At 73.9% G+C, this 18276-nt stretch carries 14 protein-coding genes; 11 read left to right on the top strand and 3 right to left on the bottom strand.

Features of this window, described 5'->3' with window-relative positions; all coding sequences use genetic code 11:
• The first annotated feature begins 501 nt into the window (after positions 1-501).
• From ACIQI7_RS09765 to ACIQI7_RS09755, 3 genes are all read left to right on the top strand, one after another.
• A complete protein-coding gene (locus ACIQI7_RS09765) occupies positions 502-2229 on the top strand; it encodes a carbamoyltransferase (RefSeq protein ID WP_401107007.1) in 1728 nt (575 codons plus the stop codon).
• Between the two features lie 149 nt (positions 2230-2378).
• Positions 2379-3104 (top strand): HAD family hydrolase, encoded by a 726-nt coding sequence (locus ACIQI7_RS09760; protein ID WP_401107004.1) that lies wholly within the window; start codon positions 2379-2381, stop codon positions 3102-3104.
• 118 nt (positions 3105-3222) lie between these two features.
• Positions 3223-4350 (top strand): MFS transporter, encoded by a 1128-nt coding sequence (locus ACIQI7_RS09755; RefSeq protein ID WP_401107001.1) that lies wholly within the window; start codon positions 3223-3225, stop codon positions 4348-4350.
• A 120-nt stretch (positions 4351-4470) separates the two neighbouring features.
• Here ACIQI7_RS09755 and ACIQI7_RS09750 read toward each other — a convergent pair whose 3' ends face one another.
• Positions 4471-5250 (bottom strand): VOC family protein, encoded by a 780-nt coding sequence (locus tag ACIQI7_RS09750; protein ID WP_401106999.1) that lies wholly within the window; start codon positions 5248-5250, stop codon positions 4471-4473.
• Positions 5251-5594: 344 nt separating this feature from the next.
• On the bottom strand, positions 5595-6014 hold the full coding sequence (locus tag ACIQI7_RS09745) for an I66 family serine proteinase inhibitor (protein WP_401106996.1): 420 nt from the start codon (positions 6012-6014) through the stop codon (positions 5595-5597).
• A gap of 152 nt (positions 6015-6166) precedes the next feature.
• On the opposite strand from ACIQI7_RS09745, the gene ACIQI7_RS09740 reads away from it, so the two are divergent.
• Both ACIQI7_RS09740 and dnaE read left to right on the top strand, forming a co-directional pair.
• Entirely contained in the window at positions 6167-6964 is a 798-nt protein-coding gene (locus ACIQI7_RS09740) for a hypothetical protein (RefSeq protein ID WP_401106995.1), read from the top strand.
• A 157-nt stretch (positions 6965-7121) separates the two neighbouring features.
• Complete coding sequence (gene dnaE, locus ACIQI7_RS09735; RefSeq protein ID WP_401106993.1) at positions 7122-10655, top strand: DNA polymerase III subunit alpha; 3534 nt, start codon at positions 7122-7124, stop codon at positions 10653-10655.
• An 89-nt stretch (positions 10656-10744) separates the two neighbouring features.
• Here dnaE and ACIQI7_RS09730 read toward each other — a convergent pair whose 3' ends face one another.
• A complete protein-coding gene (locus ACIQI7_RS09730; RefSeq protein WP_401106990.1) occupies positions 10745-11632 on the bottom strand; it encodes a LysR family transcriptional regulator in 888 nt (295 codons plus the stop codon).
• Between the two features lie 116 nt (positions 11633-11748).
• Between ACIQI7_RS09730 and ACIQI7_RS09725 the strand changes: the two genes are divergently transcribed.
• From ACIQI7_RS09725 to ACIQI7_RS09700, 6 genes are all read left to right on the top strand, one after another.
• Positions 11749-12636, top strand: a complete 888-nt coding sequence (locus tag ACIQI7_RS09725) for a dihydrodipicolinate synthase family protein (protein ID WP_401106988.1) — start codon at positions 11749-11751, stop codon at positions 12634-12636.
• Between the two features lie 114 nt (positions 12637-12750).
• On the top strand, positions 12751-13779 hold the full coding sequence (locus ACIQI7_RS09720) for an aspartate-semialdehyde dehydrogenase (RefSeq protein ID WP_401106985.1): 1029 nt from the start codon (positions 12751-12753) through the stop codon (positions 13777-13779).
• Positions 13780-14113: 334 nt separating this feature from the next.
• Positions 14114-15427 (top strand): NYN domain-containing protein, encoded by a 1314-nt coding sequence (locus ACIQI7_RS09715; protein WP_401106982.1) that lies wholly within the window; start codon positions 14114-14116, stop codon positions 15425-15427.
• A 163-nt stretch (positions 15428-15590) separates the two neighbouring features.
• Complete coding sequence (locus tag ACIQI7_RS09710) at positions 15591-16589, top strand: ABC transporter ATP-binding protein (protein ID WP_401106980.1); 999 nt, start codon at positions 15591-15593, stop codon at positions 16587-16589.
• Positions 16586-17395 (top strand): ABC transporter permease, encoded by an 810-nt coding sequence (locus tag ACIQI7_RS09705; RefSeq protein ID WP_387749017.1) that lies wholly within the window; start codon positions 16586-16588, stop codon positions 17393-17395. The genes ACIQI7_RS09710 and ACIQI7_RS09705 overlap by 4 nt, the downstream gene beginning before the upstream one ends.
• Positions 17396-17476: 81 nt before the next feature.
• A complete protein-coding gene (locus ACIQI7_RS09700) occupies positions 17477-18226 on the top strand; it encodes a hypothetical protein (RefSeq protein ID WP_401106977.1) in 750 nt (249 codons plus the stop codon).
• Positions 18227-18276: the final 50 nt, after the last annotated feature.

The following is an 18276-nucleotide window of genomic DNA, read 5'->3' as shown; positions in this document are numbered from 1 at the left end:
CCGCGGGGCCGCGGCGGGGCGGCGGGGCCCCCCCCGCCGCGGCCCGCCCCCCCCCCCCGGCGGGGCGGGGGGGGGCGGGGGGGGGGGGGGGGGGGGGGGGGGGGGGGGGGGGGGGCGGCCCCCCCCCCCCCCGCCCGTTCCGCGCTCGTTTCCCGGCCCTCCCGGCCCTCCCGGCCCTCCCGGCGCTCCCGGCCCTCCGGGCCGGAAGGACTGTTTCCGGACAGCTACCCAGAGTGATCATTGCCCGAGTGGTCCAGACCTCCCGGGCGCGCTTCGCCGCCCGGCCAGCGCCGATATCCGAGCCGAGGTGCTTCGTTCACCGTACGGCCTCTCCGCCGTAACGGATCGCGGGCCCGTCCGGGCGGCCGGAATTCCCAGGGCCTCGTTGATCTACTGTGAATTGCCTTCATAGCATCGCTGTGCACTCCAACCCTCACTTGCTCGCCTAATCCGTGGAAATGCCGTCACGCCATTTCCCGCGACACCAGCTTGGAGCGGCACATGCTTGTTCTCGGAATCACCAACAACGACCTGGCCGGAGCCTGCCTGGTCCAGGACGGGACGGTCCTCGCGGCCGTCAGCGAGGAGCGGTTCACCCGGGTCAAGGACCATCGGACCTGGCCGGAACGGTCCATCGAGTACGTTCTGAAGGAGGCCGGCGTCACCCTTTCCGAGGTCGACCGGGTGGCCTACGGCTGGCAGGCCGGATTCGACGCCGAAAAGCACCTGCTGCTCTATGTGGACCGGATTTCGGAGGAGGCCCTGCGCCGCCCCGAGGCGCTTCCGCACCTGCGCAAGCGGATATCCGACGAAATTCGCAACGACCGTGCGAAGCGCGCCGAGTTCGACGCCTTCGTGGAGGACAACGGACTGCGCGCCAAGGTGGTTCACGTCGACCACCACGAGTCGCACGGCCTGGGCGCCTTCCTGTGCTCCCCGTTCGACGAGGCGCTCGTGGTCACCTGTGACGGCCGCGGGGACTTCCAGTCCCTGACCGTCACCCACTACCACCCCGGCGGCGAGGAGGTGCTCCAGCGCGAGACCTCGATCGACAGCCTCGGCTACTTCTACGGCCGGATCACCAAGCTGCTCGGCTTCCGCCCCAACCGGCACGAGGGCAAGATCACCGGCCTGGCCGCCAACGGCGACCCGGAGAAGCTGCTCCCGCTGATGCGGCGGATGATCGACATCGAGGAGGACGGCGCGATCCGCGCCCGCTGCGGCGACTGGTACCAGCCGTCCTACGAGGGCTACTCCGAGGAGCTGCTGCGCGAGATCGCGACGCACGAGCCGGCCGACGTCGCGGCGGCCGCCCAGCGGCACGTGGAGGACCTGCTGACCGCCGTGGTCGCGCGGCACATCGGCCGGGTTCCCAGCGGCAACGTCTGCCTGTCCGGCGGGGTCTTCGCCAACGTCAAGCTGAACCAGCGGATCTTCGAGACCGAGGGCGTGCGGAACATCTACGTGCTGCCGCCGATGGGCGACGGCGGGCTGCCGCTGCAGGCCGCCGTGGTGGTGGCCCACCGGGAGACCGGCGAGCGCCCGCGGGTGCCCTCGATGGCGCTCGGGCCGGACGCGGCGATCTCCGAGGGCCTGCTGGAGGAGATCCTGCACGAGTACCCCGGGCTGCGCTACCGGCGGATCGGCGAGTCCATGCGCGAGGTGCTGCTCGCCGCGCTGGAGGCGGACCAGGTCATCGGCACCTACCGCGGCCGGATGGAGTTCGGCCCGCGCGCGCTCGGGCGGCGCAGCGTCATCTACGGCACCGCCGACGTGACCATGAACGACTGGCTCAACAAGCGCCTGAACCGTACCGAGTTCATGCCCTTCGCGCCGATCACCGCCGAGGACCTGGCGGCCGACTGCTACCGGGGCTGGGCCCCCGAGCAGCCCTCGGCGCTGTTCATGACGATCACCTACGACTGCCACGAGACCTTCGCCAAGGCCTGCCCGGCGGTGGTGCACGTGGACAACACCGCCCGGCCGCAGATCGTCCGGGCCCAGGACGACCCCTTCCTGCACGGCCTGCTGATGGCCTGGTACGAGCGCAGCGGGCAGGCGGCGCTGGTGAACACCTCGTTCAACAAGCACGAGGAGCCGATCGTCGGGTCGCACCGCGACGCGCTCGACCCGGTGCTCGACGGGGTGGTCGACCTGCTGCTGGTGGACGACGTGTACCTGGTCTGGAAGGACTCCGCCGACGGCTTCATGGCGCGGCAGGCGGTCTGACCGGGGGCTCGGGCCGGGGGCTCGGGCCGGGCGGGCGAGGGGGCCGGACCCGACGAGCGAGGTCTAGTCCAATTGACCGCCCGGCCCGTGGCCGGGAAAGTGTGAACAATCGTCAGATCGTATGGTGCGAGCGCCGAGTGAGGAGACCGATGCAGTCGCAAGCCGGAACGCGGTACGAGGTCGAGGCCGTCGTCTTCGACATGGACGGGGTCCTGATCGACTCCAGGCCGGTGATCGAGGAGGCGTGGCGGTCGGTGGCCCGGCGCCACGGCCGGGTGCTGACGGACCCGGAGCTGGAGGACTACGTCCACGGGCGGACCGGCGACCAGACCGTCCGGCTGATCTTCCCGGACCACTCGGACGCCGACCGCAGGGCGATCTGGGCCGAGGTGGACACCGTCGAGGAGGAGGCCCCGTACCCGGTGATCCCCGGCGCCGACGGGCTGGCCGCCCGGCTGCGGCGGGCGGGCGTGCCGATCGGGCTGGCCACCAGCAGCTGGCCGCGGAAGATCGAGAACGCGCTCGGCGGGCTCGGCCTGCTCGACGTCTTCCGGGTGCGCGTCACCCGGGACGACGTCGAGCGGGGCAAGCCGCACCCGGACCCGTACCTGGCGGCCTGCCGGGGGCTCGGGATCCGCCCGCAGCGCACGCTGGTCTTCGAGGACTCCGTCAGCGGGGTCCGCTCGGCGGTCGGGGCGGGGGCGGTGTGCGTCGGCATCGGCGGGCCGGCCCTGGTGGAGGCGGGTGCGGTGGTCGCGGTGCCGGACTTCACCGCGCTGGTGGTGGGCGGGGCCGGTGCCGCGGGGCCGCTGGTGCTGACCGACCCGGACGGGCTGGTCTCGGTGGTGCTCACGGCGGGGCCGCACGGTGGCTGAGGCGGGGCGGGCGGCGGCGGACCTGTCGCCGGGCGCTCCGTCGGACGCGGCGCCGGGTGCGCCCTCGGACGCGGGGCCGTCCGATGCGGCGTCGGGGGTGGCGCCGGACGCGCCGGTGATGGCGAGATCGGCGGCGCTCTCGGCGTTCGGCGTCTTCCTTGTCCTGGGCGTGCTCACCGCCTCGCTCGGCGCCTCGCTGCCCTTCCTGCGGGAACGGTTCGGCGCCGAGCACGAGGTCGGACGGGTGGTCTCCGCCTACAACGTGGGCGCGCTCGCGGCGACCCTCGGCATCGGGCTGCTCGGGCGGCGGCTGAACGTCCGGGCGGCGCCGCCCGTACTGCTCGCGGTCTTCGCGGCGGGCGCGGCCGGGATGGCGGCCAGCCCCGGCTGGGCCGGCTACCTCGGCTGCGCGGCGGTGGCCGGCATCGGGTACGGCGGGCTGGCGCTCACCCTCAACACGGCGTTCGCGCGCGGCTTCGCCGGGAACAGCGTGGTGATGGTCAACCGGCTGAACGCGGTGTTCGGGATCGGCGCGATGCTGGGCCCGCTGGCCGCCGGGGCCCTGGGTCGTACGGACATCCGGCTGCTGGCGCTGGCGGCGGCGGTGTGCGCCCTGCCGTGCTTCCTGGTCGGACGGGCCGGGGCGGTGCTCGCGGCGGCGCCCCGGACGCAGGCCGCCCCCCGGGCCGGGGCCGACGGCCGGCGGCTCGGGGCCGTCGTGGCATTCCTGCCGTTCCTGCTGGTGGGCCTGGTCTACGCGGGCCTGGAGACCAGCATCGGCACCTGGCAGTCGACCCAGCTGGAGCGCGACGGCTGGAGCACCCAGGCGGCGACCACCGCGGCCTCGGGGTTCTGGGCCGGGCTGGCCGTCGGCCGCCTGGTGATCCCGCAGCTGACCCGGCGGGTGCCGGGCCGCACCGCGCTGCCGGCCTACCTGGCGGCCGCGCTCGGCGCCTTGGCGCTGGCCGCCGTGCCGCACCTCGCGGTGGCGGCCTACCCGCTGGCCGGGCTGGCGCTGGCGCCGGTGCTGCCGACGCTGATCGCCTGGGTCTCGGGCGTGGCGGAGGTGCCCCAGCAGGCGACCTCGGTGCTGACGCTCTGCTGCATGCTCGGCAACGCCGTCGTACCGGCGGTGGTGGGGGCGCTCAGCGGGTCGGGCGGGCCGGTGGTGATCCCGCTGGTGCTGGCCGGGGCGTGCCTGCTCTGCCTCGGACTCGCGGGGTGGCTGCGGGCCGTACGGCGGTGAGCGCGCGTGGGAAGTCGACCCGGCCGACCTCCCGCGCGGTGGTCGGCCTCGGCGGGCGGAACAGGACGGAGCAGGGCGGAACTGGGCGGAGCAGGGCGGAACTGGGCGGCGCGGGGCGGGTTACATCGGCGTGGGCCGGATCATGGCGAAGGGGGCGCCCTGCGGGTCGGTGACCACGGTCATCCGGCCCGCCATCATGTCGAAGGGCGGGACGAGGACGGTGCCGCCGCCCCGGACCAGGGCGTCCACGGTGGAGTCCACGTCGTCGACCGCGAAGTAGGTCAGCCAGTGCGCCGGGGTGCCGGGCGGGTCGTTGGCGAGCAGGGTGGCGCCGCCGACCGCGCGGCCGCCGACCCGCAGCTCCCAGTACGAGTCCGCGCCGTCCAGCGGCTCGATCTCGATGCCGAACGCCGCGCCGTAGAAGGCGGTGGCGGCCGGGATGTCGCTGGTGTGCAGCTCGTTCCAGGTCAGCGCGCCGGCCTCGTTGACGACCTTGGCGCCGGAGAACTCGCCCGGCTGCCAGACGCCGAACACCGCGCCCTGCGGGTCGGCGGCGATCAGCATCCGGCCCAGCCCGCCGACGTCCACGGCCGGCGCGAGGAGGGTGCCGCCGGCCGCCACGATCGCTTCCTGGGTGGCCTCGGCGTCGGTGGCGGCCAGGTAGCTGGTCCAGACGGTCGGCGGCTCCGGCGTCCCTTCGGGCGTCATCGTCGGGCCGATGCCGGCCACGGCCCTGCCGTTGAGCTCGCAGACGGCGTAGCCGCCGAACTCGGCGGGGCCCAGCTCGCCCTGCCAGCCGAGGAGGTCGCGGTAGAAGTCCAGTGCGGCCTGCTGGTCCTTGGCCGTCAGGTCGACCCAGCACGGGGTGCCGGTCGGGTACGGGGAGGTGACCTCGGGCATGCTCGCCCTTTCTGGTGAGGTGTCTCTGCGGTGAGGGGGCTCTGCCGGTCACCATCGCCTCGGGCACGGTGGTCCGCCACTCGACACACCGCCGTGGCCGCCGGCGCGGCCCGGGGCGGCGGGGCCGGCCCGACGGCGTACGGGTGGGCCGTTCGCGTGACGGCCGGGTCGACACCTGCAAAGTGCCGCCGGACGGCTCGACCGCTGACGCTTCGAGGAGGCGGAGGTGCGCGGGAAGCGGGAGCGGCCCGCTCCCGCGCGTCGGGAGGGGCTGTCGGCGGGGCGGTACGACGGCGGTGCCCCCGTCGAGGTCGACGCCCGTACGGGGCGGGCCGAGGCGTCGGTCAGACGTCGACCTTCTCGAAGGCGAAGGCGGTGGAGCCGTCGAGGACGGGGAGGACCTCGATCGGGCTCTGCCTCCCGGGTTCCAGGACGGTCCACGAGGAGCCCTGGGGGGACTTGATCCGGTAGGTGGCCGGAAGGCCGTCGACGGGGATCAGCTCCCACTCGGTCGCGTCGCCCTGGTCGAGGAGGAGGGAGACCAGCGGGCCGGCCGGCCCGAGGCCCGCCACGGCGGTCGGGGCGCCCTTGGCGTAGAGCCGGTAGTGGTTGTCGGGGTGGGCCTCGACGACCCAGACGGCGTCCTGGTCGTCGGTGTGGGCGAAGACGGTTTTGGGGGAGAGGTCCAGGGCCTCGTGACGGGCTCGGCCGATCCTGGCGCCGCCGTTCTGGATGGTGTAGAGGCCGGACTCCAGCTGGGCCATGGCTGTCGTTCCTCCGCGGTGTGGGCGAGGTGCAGGACAGTTGTACGTGCTCGGAGGAAGCCGGGGCAGGGGCCTCGGCACGCCGTCACCTGAACGAGCTACGTCCCCGGGCGCCCGCCCCCTGGCCGCCCGCGCGCCGGGGCTGCGGCACGATGGCTCCCGTGACACAGCGGAGATTCGAACACGCCCCGGCGAACACCCTCCCCGGCCTGCTCCAGCGCGGCCGGGGCCTGGGCGCGCGGATGGCGGCGGAGGACCCGGCCGCGGCCGCCGACCTCGTGTACGGCTGCCTCCGGTGGGAGTGGCGCTGGGACTCGCGGACCGACGACCGGCAGCTGTACCTGGCCCGTCTGCTCCGGGACCTGGAGCTGCCGCTGGGCCCGGTGGAGGAACTCCTGACCGGGGACGAGGCAACCCGCGACCGGGCGGCCGGCGTCCTGGAGCTGCTGGCCTCCGGCGCCCCGGAGGCCCCCGCGCCGGCCCCGCACTGCCCGACCGGGCGGGTGGACCCGTCCCCGGACGGGGAGCCCGGCGACGTGCCGGCCCTGGTCGCGGAGCTGGAGCGGCACTGGGTGGACCGCGCCTGGTGCGGCCCGGGCGCCCTCGGGGGCGGGCTGGCGCGGCTCGGGGCCGGGGCCGGTACGGCCGACGCGGTCTCCCTGCTGCGCCGGTTCTGGCTGTGGACCCCGCACTCGTACGAGCGCCCCGACCACCTGGCGGCACTCGCCGCGCTCGGCTCCGCCGGGACGGCCGAGGCGTACACCGAGTCGCTGTGGGACTGCGAGGCGCGGGCCCGGCTCCTCGGGACCGCGCACGCCCCCGACCGGCCCGACGTACGGGCCCGGCTGACGTACCTCCGGGACGATCCGATGGAGCGGCCGGAGGTCCGCGAGGCCGCTGGAACGCGACTCGCCGGGCCGGCCTGGGCACCCCTCCCGGCGGACGGATGAGCCGTTCGGAGGGGGCTAGAGTAGACGGGTGAACGTGTGAGTGATGGTCCGGGCCCCGAGCGGCGCTCCGGGCCACATCCATTTCCGGGGGCATCCCCCGTGACCCGCACGTTCGCCGGCCCACCAGACCAGCACCAGAGCCTCCGGAGGCCCCGCCTTGAGCGACCAGCCGTTCGCGCATCTGCACGTCCACACCGAGTACTCGATGCTGGACGGTGCCGCCCGGCTGAAGCAGATGTTCAAGGAGGTCGAGCGCCTCGGCCAGACCCACGTGGCCATGACCGACCACGGCAACATGTACGGCGCCGCCGAGTTCCACAAGCAGGCCACCGCCGCCGGCATCACGCCCGTCATCGGCATCGAGGCGTACGTCGCCCCGGAGTCCCGCTCCAACACCAAGCGCATCCTGTGGGGCCAGCCGCACCAGAAGCGGGACGACGTCTCGGCGTCCGGCGCGTACACCCACAAGACCATCTGGGCCCGCAACAAGGAGGGCCTGCACAACCTCTTCAAGCTGACCTCGCGCTCCTACTCCGAGGGCTGGCTCGTGAAGTGGCCCCGGATGGACAAGGAGCTGATCTCCGAGCTGTCCGGCGGCCTGATGGCCACCACCGGCTGCCCCTCCGGCGAGGTGCAGACCCGGCTGCGCCTCGGCCAGTTCGACGAGGCCCTGAAGTCCGCGGCCGACTACCAGGAGATCTTCGGCAAGGAGAACTACTTCCTGGAGCTGATGGACCACGGCCTCGACATCGAGAAGCGGGTCCGCGACGGGCTGCTGGAGATCAGCCGGAAGCTGAACATCCCGCCGGTCGTCACCAACGACTCGCACTACACCACCGAGGCCGACGCCGGCGCCCACGACCTGCTGCTCTGCGTGCAGACCGGCAAGAACCTCTCCGACCCGGACCGCTTCCGCTTCGACGGCACCGGCTACTACATCAAGTCCGCCGCCGAGATGTACGCCCTGGACTCCTCGGACGCCTGGCAGGAGGGCTGCCGCAACAGCCAGCTGCTGGTCGCCTCCCGGGTCGACACCGAGGGCATGTTCAAGTTCAAGAACCTGATGCCCCGCTTCCCCATCCCGGAGGGCTTCGAGTCGGAGGCCGACTTCTTCCGGTCCAAGGTCTGGGAGGGCATGGACTGGCGCTTCCCGGGCGGGTACGACGAGGAGCACAAGAAGCTCGCCGAGTACGAGATGGACACCATCATCCAGATGGGGTTCCCGGCGTACTTCCTCGTGGTCGCGGACTTCATCATGTGGGCCAAGAGCCAGGGCATCGCGGTGGGCCCCGGCCGTGGCTCGGCGGCCGGCTCGCTGGTCGCGTACGCGATGGGCATCACCGACCTCGACCCCATCCCGCACGGCCTGATCTTCGAGCGCTTCCTCAACCCCGAGCGCATCTCCATGCCCGACGTCGACATCGACTTCGACGAGCGCCGGCGCGGTGACGTGATCCGCTACGTGACCGAGAAGTGGGGATCCGACAAGGTCGCCATGATCGTCACGTACGGCACCATCAAGGCGAAGGCCGCCATCAAGGACTCCTCCCGGGTCCTCGGCTACCCGTACGCGATGGGCGACCGGATCACCAAGGCGATGCCGCCGGACGTCATGGGCAAGGGCATCCCGCTCTCCGGCATCACCGACCCCTCGCACCCGCGCTACAGCGAGGCCGGCGAGATCCGCGGGCTGTACGAGACCGACCCGGACGTCCGGAAGGTCATCGACACCGCGCGCGGCATCGAGGGCCTGATCCGCCAGCCCGGTGTGCACGCCGCCGGCGTCATCATGTCCGCCGAGCCGCTGACCGACCACATCCCGGTCTGGACCCGGCACACCGACGGCGTCACCATCACGCAGTTCGACTACCCCACCTGTGAGGGCCTCGGCCTCCTCAAGATGGACTTCCTCGGCCTGCGCAACCTGACGATCATGGACGACGCCGTCAAGGCGATCGAGAAGAACAAGGGCATCAAGATCAACCTGCTTGATCTGCCCCTGGACGACAAGCCGACCTACGAACTCCTCGCCCGCGGCGACACGCTCGGCGTCTTCCAGCTCGACGGCGGCCCCATGCGCTCGCTGCTGCGGCTGATGAAGCCCGACAACTTCGAGGACATCTCCGCCGTCCTGGCGCTGTACCGCCCGGGCCCGATGGGCGTCAACTCCCACACCAACTACGCCCTGCGCAAGAACGGCCAGCAGGAGATCACCCCGATCCACCCGGAGCTGGAGAAGCCCCTGGAGGAGGTGCTCCGGCCGACGTACGGCCTGATCGTCTACCAGGAGCAGGTGCAGAAGGCCGCGCAGATCCTGGCCGGCTACTCGCTCGGCCAGGCGGACCTGCTGCGCCGGGCCATGGGCAAGAAGAAGAAGGAGATCCTGGAGGCGGAGTTCGTCCCCTTCCAGAAGGGCTGCCGCGAGCGCGGCTACTCCGACGCGGCCATCCAGGCCGTGTGGGACGTCCTCGTCCCCTTCTCCGGCTACGCGTTCAACAAGGCGCACACCGCCGGGTACGGGCTGGTCTCGTACTGGACGGCCTACCTCAAGGCCAACTACCCGGCCGAGTACATGTCCGGCCTGCTCACCTCCGTCAAGGACGACAAGGACAAGTCCGCGGTCTACCTCAACGAGTGCCGCAAGATGGGCATCCAGGTGCTGCCGCCGGACGTCAACGAGTCGGACTCGGACTTCACCCCGCACGGTGACACCCTGGTCCGCTTCGGCCTGACCGCGATCCGCAACGTCGGCGGGCCGGTGGTCGAGTCGATGATCCGGACCCGGAAGGCGAAGGGGAAGTTCGCGTCCTTCCCCGACTTCCTGGACAAGGTGGAGTCGGTGGTCTGCAACAAGCGGACCGTCGAATCGCTGATCAAGGCCGGCGCCTTCGACTCGCTCGGGCACACCCGCAAGGGCCTCAGCGCCCAGTTCGAGCCGATGATCGACAACGTCGTGGGCGTCAAGCGCAAGGAGGCCGAGGGGCAGTTCGACCTCTTCGGCGGCGACGCCACCGCGGACGAGCCGAGCTTCGGGCTGGACGTCGTCTTCTCCGAGGAGGAGTGGGAGAAGTCCTTCCTGCTCACCCAGGAGCGGGAGATGCTCGGCCTGTACGTGTCCTCGCACCCGCTGCACGGCATCGAGCACGTGCTCGCCGACAAGGCGGACTGCGCGGTGGCCGACCTCGCGGAGCGGCCGGACGGGACGATCGTCACCATCGGCGGCATCATCTCGGGCCTCCAGCGGAAGATGACCAAGCAGGGCAACGCCTGGGCCATCGCGACCGTCGAGGACCTGGCGGGCTCGATCGACTGCATGTTCTTCCCGGCCAGCTACCAGCTGGTGTCGTCCCAACTGGTCGAGGACGCCGTCGTCTTCGTGCGCGGCAAGCTGGACAAGCGGGAGGACGTCCCGCGGCTGATGGGCATGGAGCTGTCCGTCCCCGACCTGTCGAACGCCCACGCCGAGGCGCCGATCACCATCAACATCCCGAGCGGGAAGGTCACCCCGCCGCTGGTGGCCCGGCTCGGCGAGGTGCTGGGGAGCCACCGCGGCACCACCGAGGTGCGGGTGCGGCTGGAGAGCCGCAACAAGACCACGGTGCTCCGGCTGGACCGGCACCGGGTGAAGTCGGACCCGGCGCTCTTCGGGGACCTGAAGCAGCTGCTCGGGCCGAGCTGCCTGGCGGGCTGACGCGACGACGGAGGCCCGGGGCGCCCACCGCGGGGGGCGCCCCGGGCCTTCCGCGTACGGGCGGGAGCCCCTTCCGCGTCCGCGGAGCCTCAGGCGCCGCCGCCCAGGCCCGGGGGGACGGCCGTGTGCAGGGCCGAGACGAAGGCCGAGATGGCCGGGTGGGAGCCGGCGCCGGCGCGGAACGCGGCGCGGGTGCGGCGGTACATCGGCAGCCGGGTGAGGACGACTCCGGGCGGGGAGCCGGCCGTGCCCAGGTGGGGGACCAGGGCGACGCCCTGGCCGGCCGCCACCAGGGCCAGCACGGTGGTGAAGTCGTCGATCTGGTGCCGGATGCGGGGCGCGAAGCCCGCCGCCTCGCAGGCGCGGACGGCCATGGTGTGGCAGAGCGTGTCCGGCGGGGACATGATCCACGGCGCGCCGCGCTGCTCGGCGACGGTGCCCGGGGTGCGGGCGGCCAGGTACATGGGCTCGGTGAAGACCGGGCGGGTCACCGCGAGGCCCGGCTCCGGGTCGGCCGGGACGAGGTCGTACTCGTGCACCAGCGCCACGTCCAGCTCGCCCGCCCGCAGCGCCGCGCCGACGGCCGCCGGGTCCACCTCGGTGACCATCGGCTCCAGCCCCGGGTGCCAGCCGGCCAGCTCGGCGAGCACCGCCGGGATGATCGCCCGGGCTGCCGAGGGGTAGGTGCCGATCCGCAGCGGGCCGGCCAACCCCCGTTTGGTGTGGGCGAGTTCGGCGCCGGCCTGCTCCAGCAGGGCGAGCACCGCCTCGGCGTGGCGGACCAGGTTGCGCCCGGCCGGAGTGAGGGTGACCCGCCGCCCGGTGCGCTCCAGCAGCGGGACGCCCGCCTCCTTCTCCAGGACGGACAGCTGCTGGGACACCGCCGACGGGCTGAAGGAGAGCGCCTCGGCGACGGCCGCGATGGTGCCGAGGTGGGCGAGTTCGCGCAGCAGGCGCAGGCGTCGGACGTCCAGCATCAGGCCAGACTACGGCCTGGCCCAGGCCCTTCCCTGTCGAGCATCGGCTCAGCTTACGAGAAGCGTCGGAAACCTGAACTGGACCTGGGCGATCAGCGCGCCGCAGGATCGTGGGCATGGAACTCAAGGGCATCTACGTCCCCCTGATCACCCCCTTCGCTGCCGACGGCTCGGTCGCGCTGGACGCGCTGGAGAAGCTCGCGCACGAGGTGCTGGACGCCGGGGCGGCCGGGCTGTGCGCGCTCGGCACCACCGGCGAGCCCGCCGCGCTGAGCGCCGAGGAGAAGGACGCGGTGGTGGACGTCGCCGCGGCCGCCTGCGCCGCGCGCGGGGCGCAGCTGATCGTCGGCGCCTCCGGCGGCGACACCCGGGCCGTCGGCGAGGCACTGGCCGTGCTCGGCGCGCGGGTGCCGGGCGCGGCGGCGCTGGTCACCACGCCGTCCTTCGTCCGGGCCGGCGAGGCCGGGACGGTCGCGCACTTCCGGGCGCTGGCCGCGAGCAGCCCGCTGCCGCTGGTCGTCTACCACATCCCGTACCGCACCGGGCAGCAGCTCTCCACCGCCGCGCTGCGCGAACTCGCCGCGATCGAGGGCGTGGTGGGCGTCAAGTACGCGACCGGCGGGCTGGACCAGACGGCCGCCGAACTGCTCGCCGACACCCCCGAGGGGTTCGCCTTCCTCACCGGGGAGGACGCCTACCTGCCGCCGATGCTGGCGCTCGGCGCGGCCGGCGGCATCCTCGCCTCCGCCCACCTGTCGACCGCCCGGTTCGTCGAGCTGGCCGAGGCCTGGCAGGCCGGGGACGTGGCCCGGGCGCGGGCGCTCGGGCACCGGCTGACCGGGCTGGCGCTGTCCGCCTTCACGGCGCCGAACCCGTCGGTCACCAAGGGCGTGCTGCACGCCCAGGGCCGCATCCCGACCCCGGACGTGCGGCTGCCGCTGCTGCCGGCCGGGGAGGCGGAGGTCGGCGCCGCGCTGGCCCTCGCCAGTGGTCTGGACCGGTAGGGGCCGTCCGGGCGGCCTCTCACACCGTGGAACACCAGGCCGCCCCATCCGCGTGACAAGGCATGATGGGCGGAGTGCGGCTGTGAACAGCACCATTCAGAGGAGTAGTCGGAGATGAAGATCGGCATTGTCGGTGCCACCGGCCAGGTCGGCGGCGTGGTCCGCGAGATCCTGGCGGAGCGGAACTTCCCGGTGGAGCGGCTGCGGCTGTTCGCCTCGGCCCGTTCGGCCGGGCGCACGCTGCCCTGGCAGGGCACCGAGGTCACCGTCGAGGACGCGGCCACGGCCGACTACACCGGCCTGGACATCGTGATCTTCTCGGCCGGCGGCTCGACCTCCAAGGCCCTGGCCCCCAAGGTGGCCGCGGCCGGTGCCGTCGTGATCGACAACTCCTCCGCCTGGCGCCGCGACCCCGAGGTCCCGCTGGTCGTCTCCGAGGTCAACCCGGAGGCCGTCGCGGACCGCCCCAAGGGCATCATCGCCAACCCGAACTGCACCACCATGGCCGCCATGCCCGTGCTGCGCCCGCTGCACGAGGAGGCCGGCCTGGCCGCGCTCGTCGTCTCCACCTACCAGGCCGTCTCCGGCAGCGGTGTGGCCGGCGTCGCCGAGCTCCAGGACCAGGCAGTCAAGGTCGTGGACGGCGCCGCCGCGCTCGCCCACGACGGCGGCGCGGTCGAGTTCCCGGAGCCCAAGGTCTACCAGCGGCCGATCGCCTTCAACGTGGTGCCGCTGGCCGGCTCCATCGTGGACGACGGCTCCAACGAGACCGACGAGGAGCAGAAGCTCCGCCACGAGAGCCGCAAGATCCTCGGCATCCCCGGGCTGAAGGTCTCCGGCACCTGCGTGCGCGTGCCGGTCTTCTCCGGCCACTCGCTGCAGATCAACGCCCGCTTCGAGCGCCCGATCAGCCCCGAGCGCGCCGTCGAGCTGCTCAGCGGCGCCCCCGGCGTCGAGCTGTCCGACATCCCCACCCCGCTCCAGGCCGCCGGCCGCGACCCGAGCTACGTCGGCCGCGTCCGGGCGGACGAGACGGTGGACAACGGCCTGTCGCTGTTCGTCTCGAACGACAACCTGCGCAAGGGCGCCGCGCTGAACGCCGTGCAGCTGGCCGAGCTGGTCGCCGCCGAGCTCAGCGGCTGAGCCCGGGAGCCGGGCGTCCACCTCCCGTCGCCGTGGCCGGCGGCCACCGGTCCGGCACCGGTGTCCGCCGGTCGGAACACCGCCGCGTGACCTCGGGCGGGCCCCGTCGTTGTACGGGGCCCGCCCTCGCTTTCGTCCGCTCCGCGCCCGCGCCGCTGTTGCGGGACCGGGACAACCGGCGAGGTTCGGCAGGCGAACCGCGGGTAAAAGGTGACCCAACGATCGGGCGACGACGGGGGCCCCTCACCTCGGCACGCCCGGACGACGGGCCGAGCGCCCGTGCCCGAATGGACCCACCCGACTGATTCCGAGGGCGAGCGAAAAGAGGTGCGCGATGGACCGCTGTGTCGTCCTGGTGGACGCCGGATACCTGCTGGGCGCCGCCGCCAGCCTGCTCGCGGGGGATCCGTCCCGGTCCAGAGTCACCGTGAACCACACGGCCCTGATCACCGCCCTGCGCGAGCGCGCCGAGGCCGAGACCGGGCTGCCGCTGCTGCGGATCTACTGGTTCGACGCCGCGCCCGACCGGCGCCCGATGCCCGAGCACCGGCGGCTGCGGGTGCTGCCCCGGGTCACCGTACGGCTCGGCGCGCTCACCCGGGCCGAGGGGCGCTGGGTGCAGAAGGGCGTGGACGCCGCCATGCACGCCGAACTCTCCGAACTCGCCCGCAACCGGGCCTGCGCCGACGTCGTGCTGATCACCGGCGACGGGGACCTGCTGCCCGGCATGATGACCGCCAAGGAACACGGGGTGGCCGTCCACCTGTGGGCCCTGCAGGCGGCCGACGGCGACTTCAACCAGTCCGAGGACCTGGTCGGCGAGGCGGACGAGCGGCGGGTGCTGGACCGGGAGTGGATCGAGGGGTCCTTCTCGCTGCGGGACCACTCCAGCGTCTTCCCGGCCCCGGGGGCCCGGCAGGAGATCGCCAAGATCCTCGCCGCCCCGCCGGCCGCACCGCCCACCGGGCTGCCCGACGTGGTGCCGCCGGAGGTCCGTCCGGCGGCCGCCGCGGCCGCCGCCGCGGCCACGGCTCCGACGGGCGCCGCCCCCGCCGTCAACGGACGGCCGCAGCCGGCCGCGGCCGCGCTCAAGGTCGTACCGACGCCCAAGGACCTCGCCGGGCGGGCCTCCTCCGTCACCCCGATCACCCCGGTGGCGAACGGCGCCAACGGCCACGGCACGAACGGGCACGGGGTCAACGGGCACGGGGCCGTCGCGCAGGCCGGGCCGGTGCTGCGCTGGTCCTCCGACCGCGGCTGGGTGGACCGGCCCGCCCCCGAGCCCGCCGTCACCGCCGGCGACAGCCTGCCCACGCTCGCCCAGCTCACCACCGCCGAGCAGCGCTGGGCCGACCGCGAGGAGGACATCACCTCCATCGGCGGCGACGCCCACGAGGTCGGGCAGGTCTTCGCCCGCCGCTGGAGCGATCGCGTCGGCGACGCCGAGAAGCTCACCATGCTCTGGCCCGACTACCCGCGCATCCCGCACCGGGTGGACGGCGAACTGCTGCGCTACGCCGCCCGCTTCGGGCTGCTCGCGCACAAGGACGACCAGATCGACGAGCACGACCGCTACGCCATCCGGGCCGGGTTCTGGAAGGAGCTGGCCGCACGGGTGCCGGGCGGGTCGATGGTCGTCGACGACTGAGCCGGCCGTGCGCCCGGCCCGGCCCCGCCACTGACGCGGCCCCGCCGTCGGGCAGGCTCTGCCACCGGCCCGGTCCGACGGCTGGGCCGACCGGTCGGCGGCCCGGGCGCGGACAGGCCCCCGTTGTCCGGTTCGCCCGTATGAACGCGTAGAGTCTTCGGTCGTGAACGAGACGGCCGGGCGAGCACCCGAGGAACCCCTGCCGTGCGTTGCCGTGCGCGACCTGGTCAGGACCTACCGCAGCGGGCGCGGCGCCGCCGCCACCGAGATCCGGGCCAACGACGGGATCAGCCTCACCGTCCGCCAGGGCGAGGTCTTCGGGCTGCTCGGGCCCAACGGAGCCGGGAAGTCGACGCTGGTGCGCCAGCTCACCGGGCTGCTGCGCCCCGACTCGGGATCCGTCGAACTCCTCGGCCACGACATCGTCCGCCACCCCGAGCGGGCCGCCCGGCTGCTCGGCTACCTCGGGCAGGAGTCCACCGCGCTGGACGAGCTGACCGTGGCGCTCGCCGCCGAGACCACCGGACGGCTGCGCGGACTCACCCGGGCGCAGGCCCGCGGCGCCGCCGGGGACGTGCTCGCCGAGCTCGGGCTGGAGCCGATCGCCACCCGGCCGCTCGCCAAGCTGTCCGGCGGGCAGCGGCGGCTCGCCTGCTTCGCGGCCACCCTGGTGGGGGAGCGGCCGCTGCTCGTCCTGGACGAGCCCACCACCGGCATGGACCCGGTCGCCCGGCGGGCCGTGTGGAGCGCCGTGGACCGGCGGCGCGCCGAGCACGGGACGACGGTGCTGCTGGTCACCCACAACGTCATCGAGGCGGAGACGGTGCTCGACCGGGTCGCCGTGGTCGACGACGGCCGGGTGATCGCCTGCGACACGCCCGGCGGGCTCAAGGCGCTGGTGGACGGCGACGTCCGGCTCGACCTGGTCTGGCGGCACGAGGCGCCGCTCGGCGTGCCCGCCGTCGCCGCGCTGCGCGAACGGGCCGAGTGCACCGGCCGCCGCTGGACCGTCCGCACCACCCCCGAGCAGGCCCGCGAACTGGTCGCCGCCGTCACCACCGGCCCGGCCTTCGCCGCACTCGACGACTTCACCCTCGCCACCCCGAGCCTTGAGGACGCGTACCTCAAGCTGGGCGGCCGCCACGGAGGACTGGCCAAGTGACGCTGCTCTCGGTGCCCCCGCGGACCGACCGGTCCACGGCCGCCCCCGCCCCGCTCGCCCCCGCGGCCCGGCTGCTGCCGGCGCTCGCGGCCGTCTACCGGGCGCAGCTCGCCCGGGCGCGGGTGGCGCGCATCCCGCTGCTGTTCGTGGCCACCTTCCAGTCCGTGGGCATCCTGGTGATGATGCGGGGCGTGGTGGACGCCGGGCAGTCCTCGGCGGCGCGGTCGGTCGTCGCCGGGTCGAGCGTGCTGGTGGTGGCGTTCGTCGCGCTGAACCTGCTCGCCCAGTACTTCGGGAAGCTGCGGGCCACCGGCGGGCTCGACCACTACGCGACGCTGCCGGTGCCGGCCGCCTCGGTGGTGCTGGGGGCGGCCGCCGCGTACGCCTCCTTCACCCTGCCCGGGACGCTCGCCACGGCGGCGTTCGGGGCGGTGATGTTCGGGCTGCCGCTCGGCCAGCTGTGGGTGCTGCTGGCGGTCGTGCCGCTGGCCGGGGCCGCGCTGGCGGGGCTGGGGGCGGCCTGCGGGCTGCTCGCGCCGCGCCAGGAGATCGCGACGATGCTCGGACAGCTCGGGATGTCGGCCGCCCTGCTGCTGGGCGTGCTGCCGGTGGACCACCTGCCGCAGGCGGTGCGGTGGCTGCGGGACCTGCTGCCGTCCACGTACGGGGTGGACGCCTTCGCCCGGACGTTCACGCCGGACCCGGACTGGGCGATGGTGCTCGGGGACCTGGCGGTCTGCGCGGGGGTGGGCGTGGCGTCGCTGGCCCTCGCCACGTGGGCGTACCGGCGGGCGGTCTCGCGGTAGTACCGGTACGTCACGGTCGCCCCCGGCCCGGTGGGTACGGTGGTGGGTCGTTCGAGTGGCCGTCGTGAAACGATGGGGCCTGTGACCGTACCGAACACACCTCCGGATCCCGCCGCCGCCGATGTGCGGGCGGTGCCGGACGCAGCGTCCGACCCGTTCGCGCCGCCGCCGCACGGGGCCACCGCCCTCGGGCACGGGACGACCACCCCGCTGGGGCAGCGGTTGCTGCCGGAGGTGCGGGTCGGGGCCGGGGTCGTGGTCGCCTGTCTGCTGGCCGGGCTGATGGCGGCCGGGCTGTGGGCCTGGCTGGCGCCCAAGGTGCCGCTGGTGGTGGACGGGGACCGCATCCTCTACGCCGACCCCGAGGGGGAGCAGCGGGCCGGGGCGGACGCGGTGTTCGTGCTGATCTGCCTGGGCGCCGGGCTGGTGACCGCGCTCGGGGCCTTCCTGGTGACCCGGCGGCGCGGCGGCGGCATCTCGGTCGCGCTGGGCCTGGCCGTCGGCGGGCTGCTCGGGTCGATCGGGGCCTGGCGGATCGGGCGGTGGCTCGGGCCGAGCGGGGACCTGATCGGGGAGGCCCGGCGGGTCGGCGACGGCGGGCACTTCGACGCGGGCATCGACCTTGGGGCGCTGGGGGCGCTGCTGGTCTGGCCGATGACGGCGATGGTCGTGCTGCTGCTGCTCTCGGCCGCGTTCGGGAAGCGGGAGGAGGACCCGCCGCCGTACTGGGGGGCTCCGATGGGGGTGCCGCCCGCGGAGGCCCCGGTGGGGCCGTGGGCCGGGCCGGCGGGCGAGCCGGCGAGCGGCACGGGGAGCGGCGCCGGGCACTGACCCGCGGTGGGCGGTTCCGCCCGCTCGGTTCCCCGCGCCCGGTGGTGAGC

It is taken from the genome of Kitasatospora sp. NPDC092039, assembly GCF_044756065.1.
GTDB lineage: Bacteria > Actinomycetota > Actinomycetes > Streptomycetales > Streptomycetaceae > Kitasatospora.
This window is presented reverse-complemented; position numbering and strand designations above follow the sequence as displayed.

What these genes read in the sequence shown, in the direction of transcription:
- ACIQI7_RS09765 (WP_401107007.1), top strand. Translation starts at nt 502, where the DNA reads ATGCTTGTTCTCGGAATCACCAACAACGACCTGGCCGGAGCCTGCCTG.
- ACIQI7_RS09760 (WP_401107004.1), top strand. Translation starts at nt 2,379, where the DNA reads ATGCAGTCGCAAGCCGGAACGCGGTACGAGGTCGAGGCCGTCGTCTTC.
- ACIQI7_RS09755 (WP_401107001.1), top strand. Translation starts at nt 3,223, where the DNA reads ATGGCGAGATCGGCGGCGCTCTCGGCGTTCGGCGTCTTCCTTGTCCTG.
- ACIQI7_RS09750 (WP_401106999.1), bottom strand. Translation starts at nt 5,250, where the DNA reads ATGCCCGAGGTCACCTCCCCGTACCCGACCGGCACCCCGTGCTGGGTC.
- ACIQI7_RS09745 (WP_401106996.1), bottom strand. Translation starts at nt 6,014, where the DNA reads ATGGCCCAGCTGGAGTCCGGCCTCTACACCATCCAGAACGGCGGCGCC.
- ACIQI7_RS09740 (WP_401106995.1), top strand. Translation starts at nt 6,167, where the DNA reads ATGGCTCCCGTGACACAGCGGAGATTCGAACACGCCCCGGCGAACACC.
- ACIQI7_RS09730 (WP_401106990.1), bottom strand. Translation starts at nt 11,632, where the DNA reads ATGCTGGACGTCCGACGCCTGCGCCTGCTGCGCGAACTCGCCCACCTC.
- ACIQI7_RS09725 (WP_401106988.1), top strand. Translation starts at nt 11,749, where the DNA reads ATGGAACTCAAGGGCATCTACGTCCCCCTGATCACCCCCTTCGCTGCC.
- ACIQI7_RS09720 (WP_401106985.1), top strand. Translation starts at nt 12,751, where the DNA reads ATGAAGATCGGCATTGTCGGTGCCACCGGCCAGGTCGGCGGCGTGGTC.
- ACIQI7_RS09715 (WP_401106982.1), top strand. Translation starts at nt 14,114, where the DNA reads ATGGACCGCTGTGTCGTCCTGGTGGACGCCGGATACCTGCTGGGCGCC.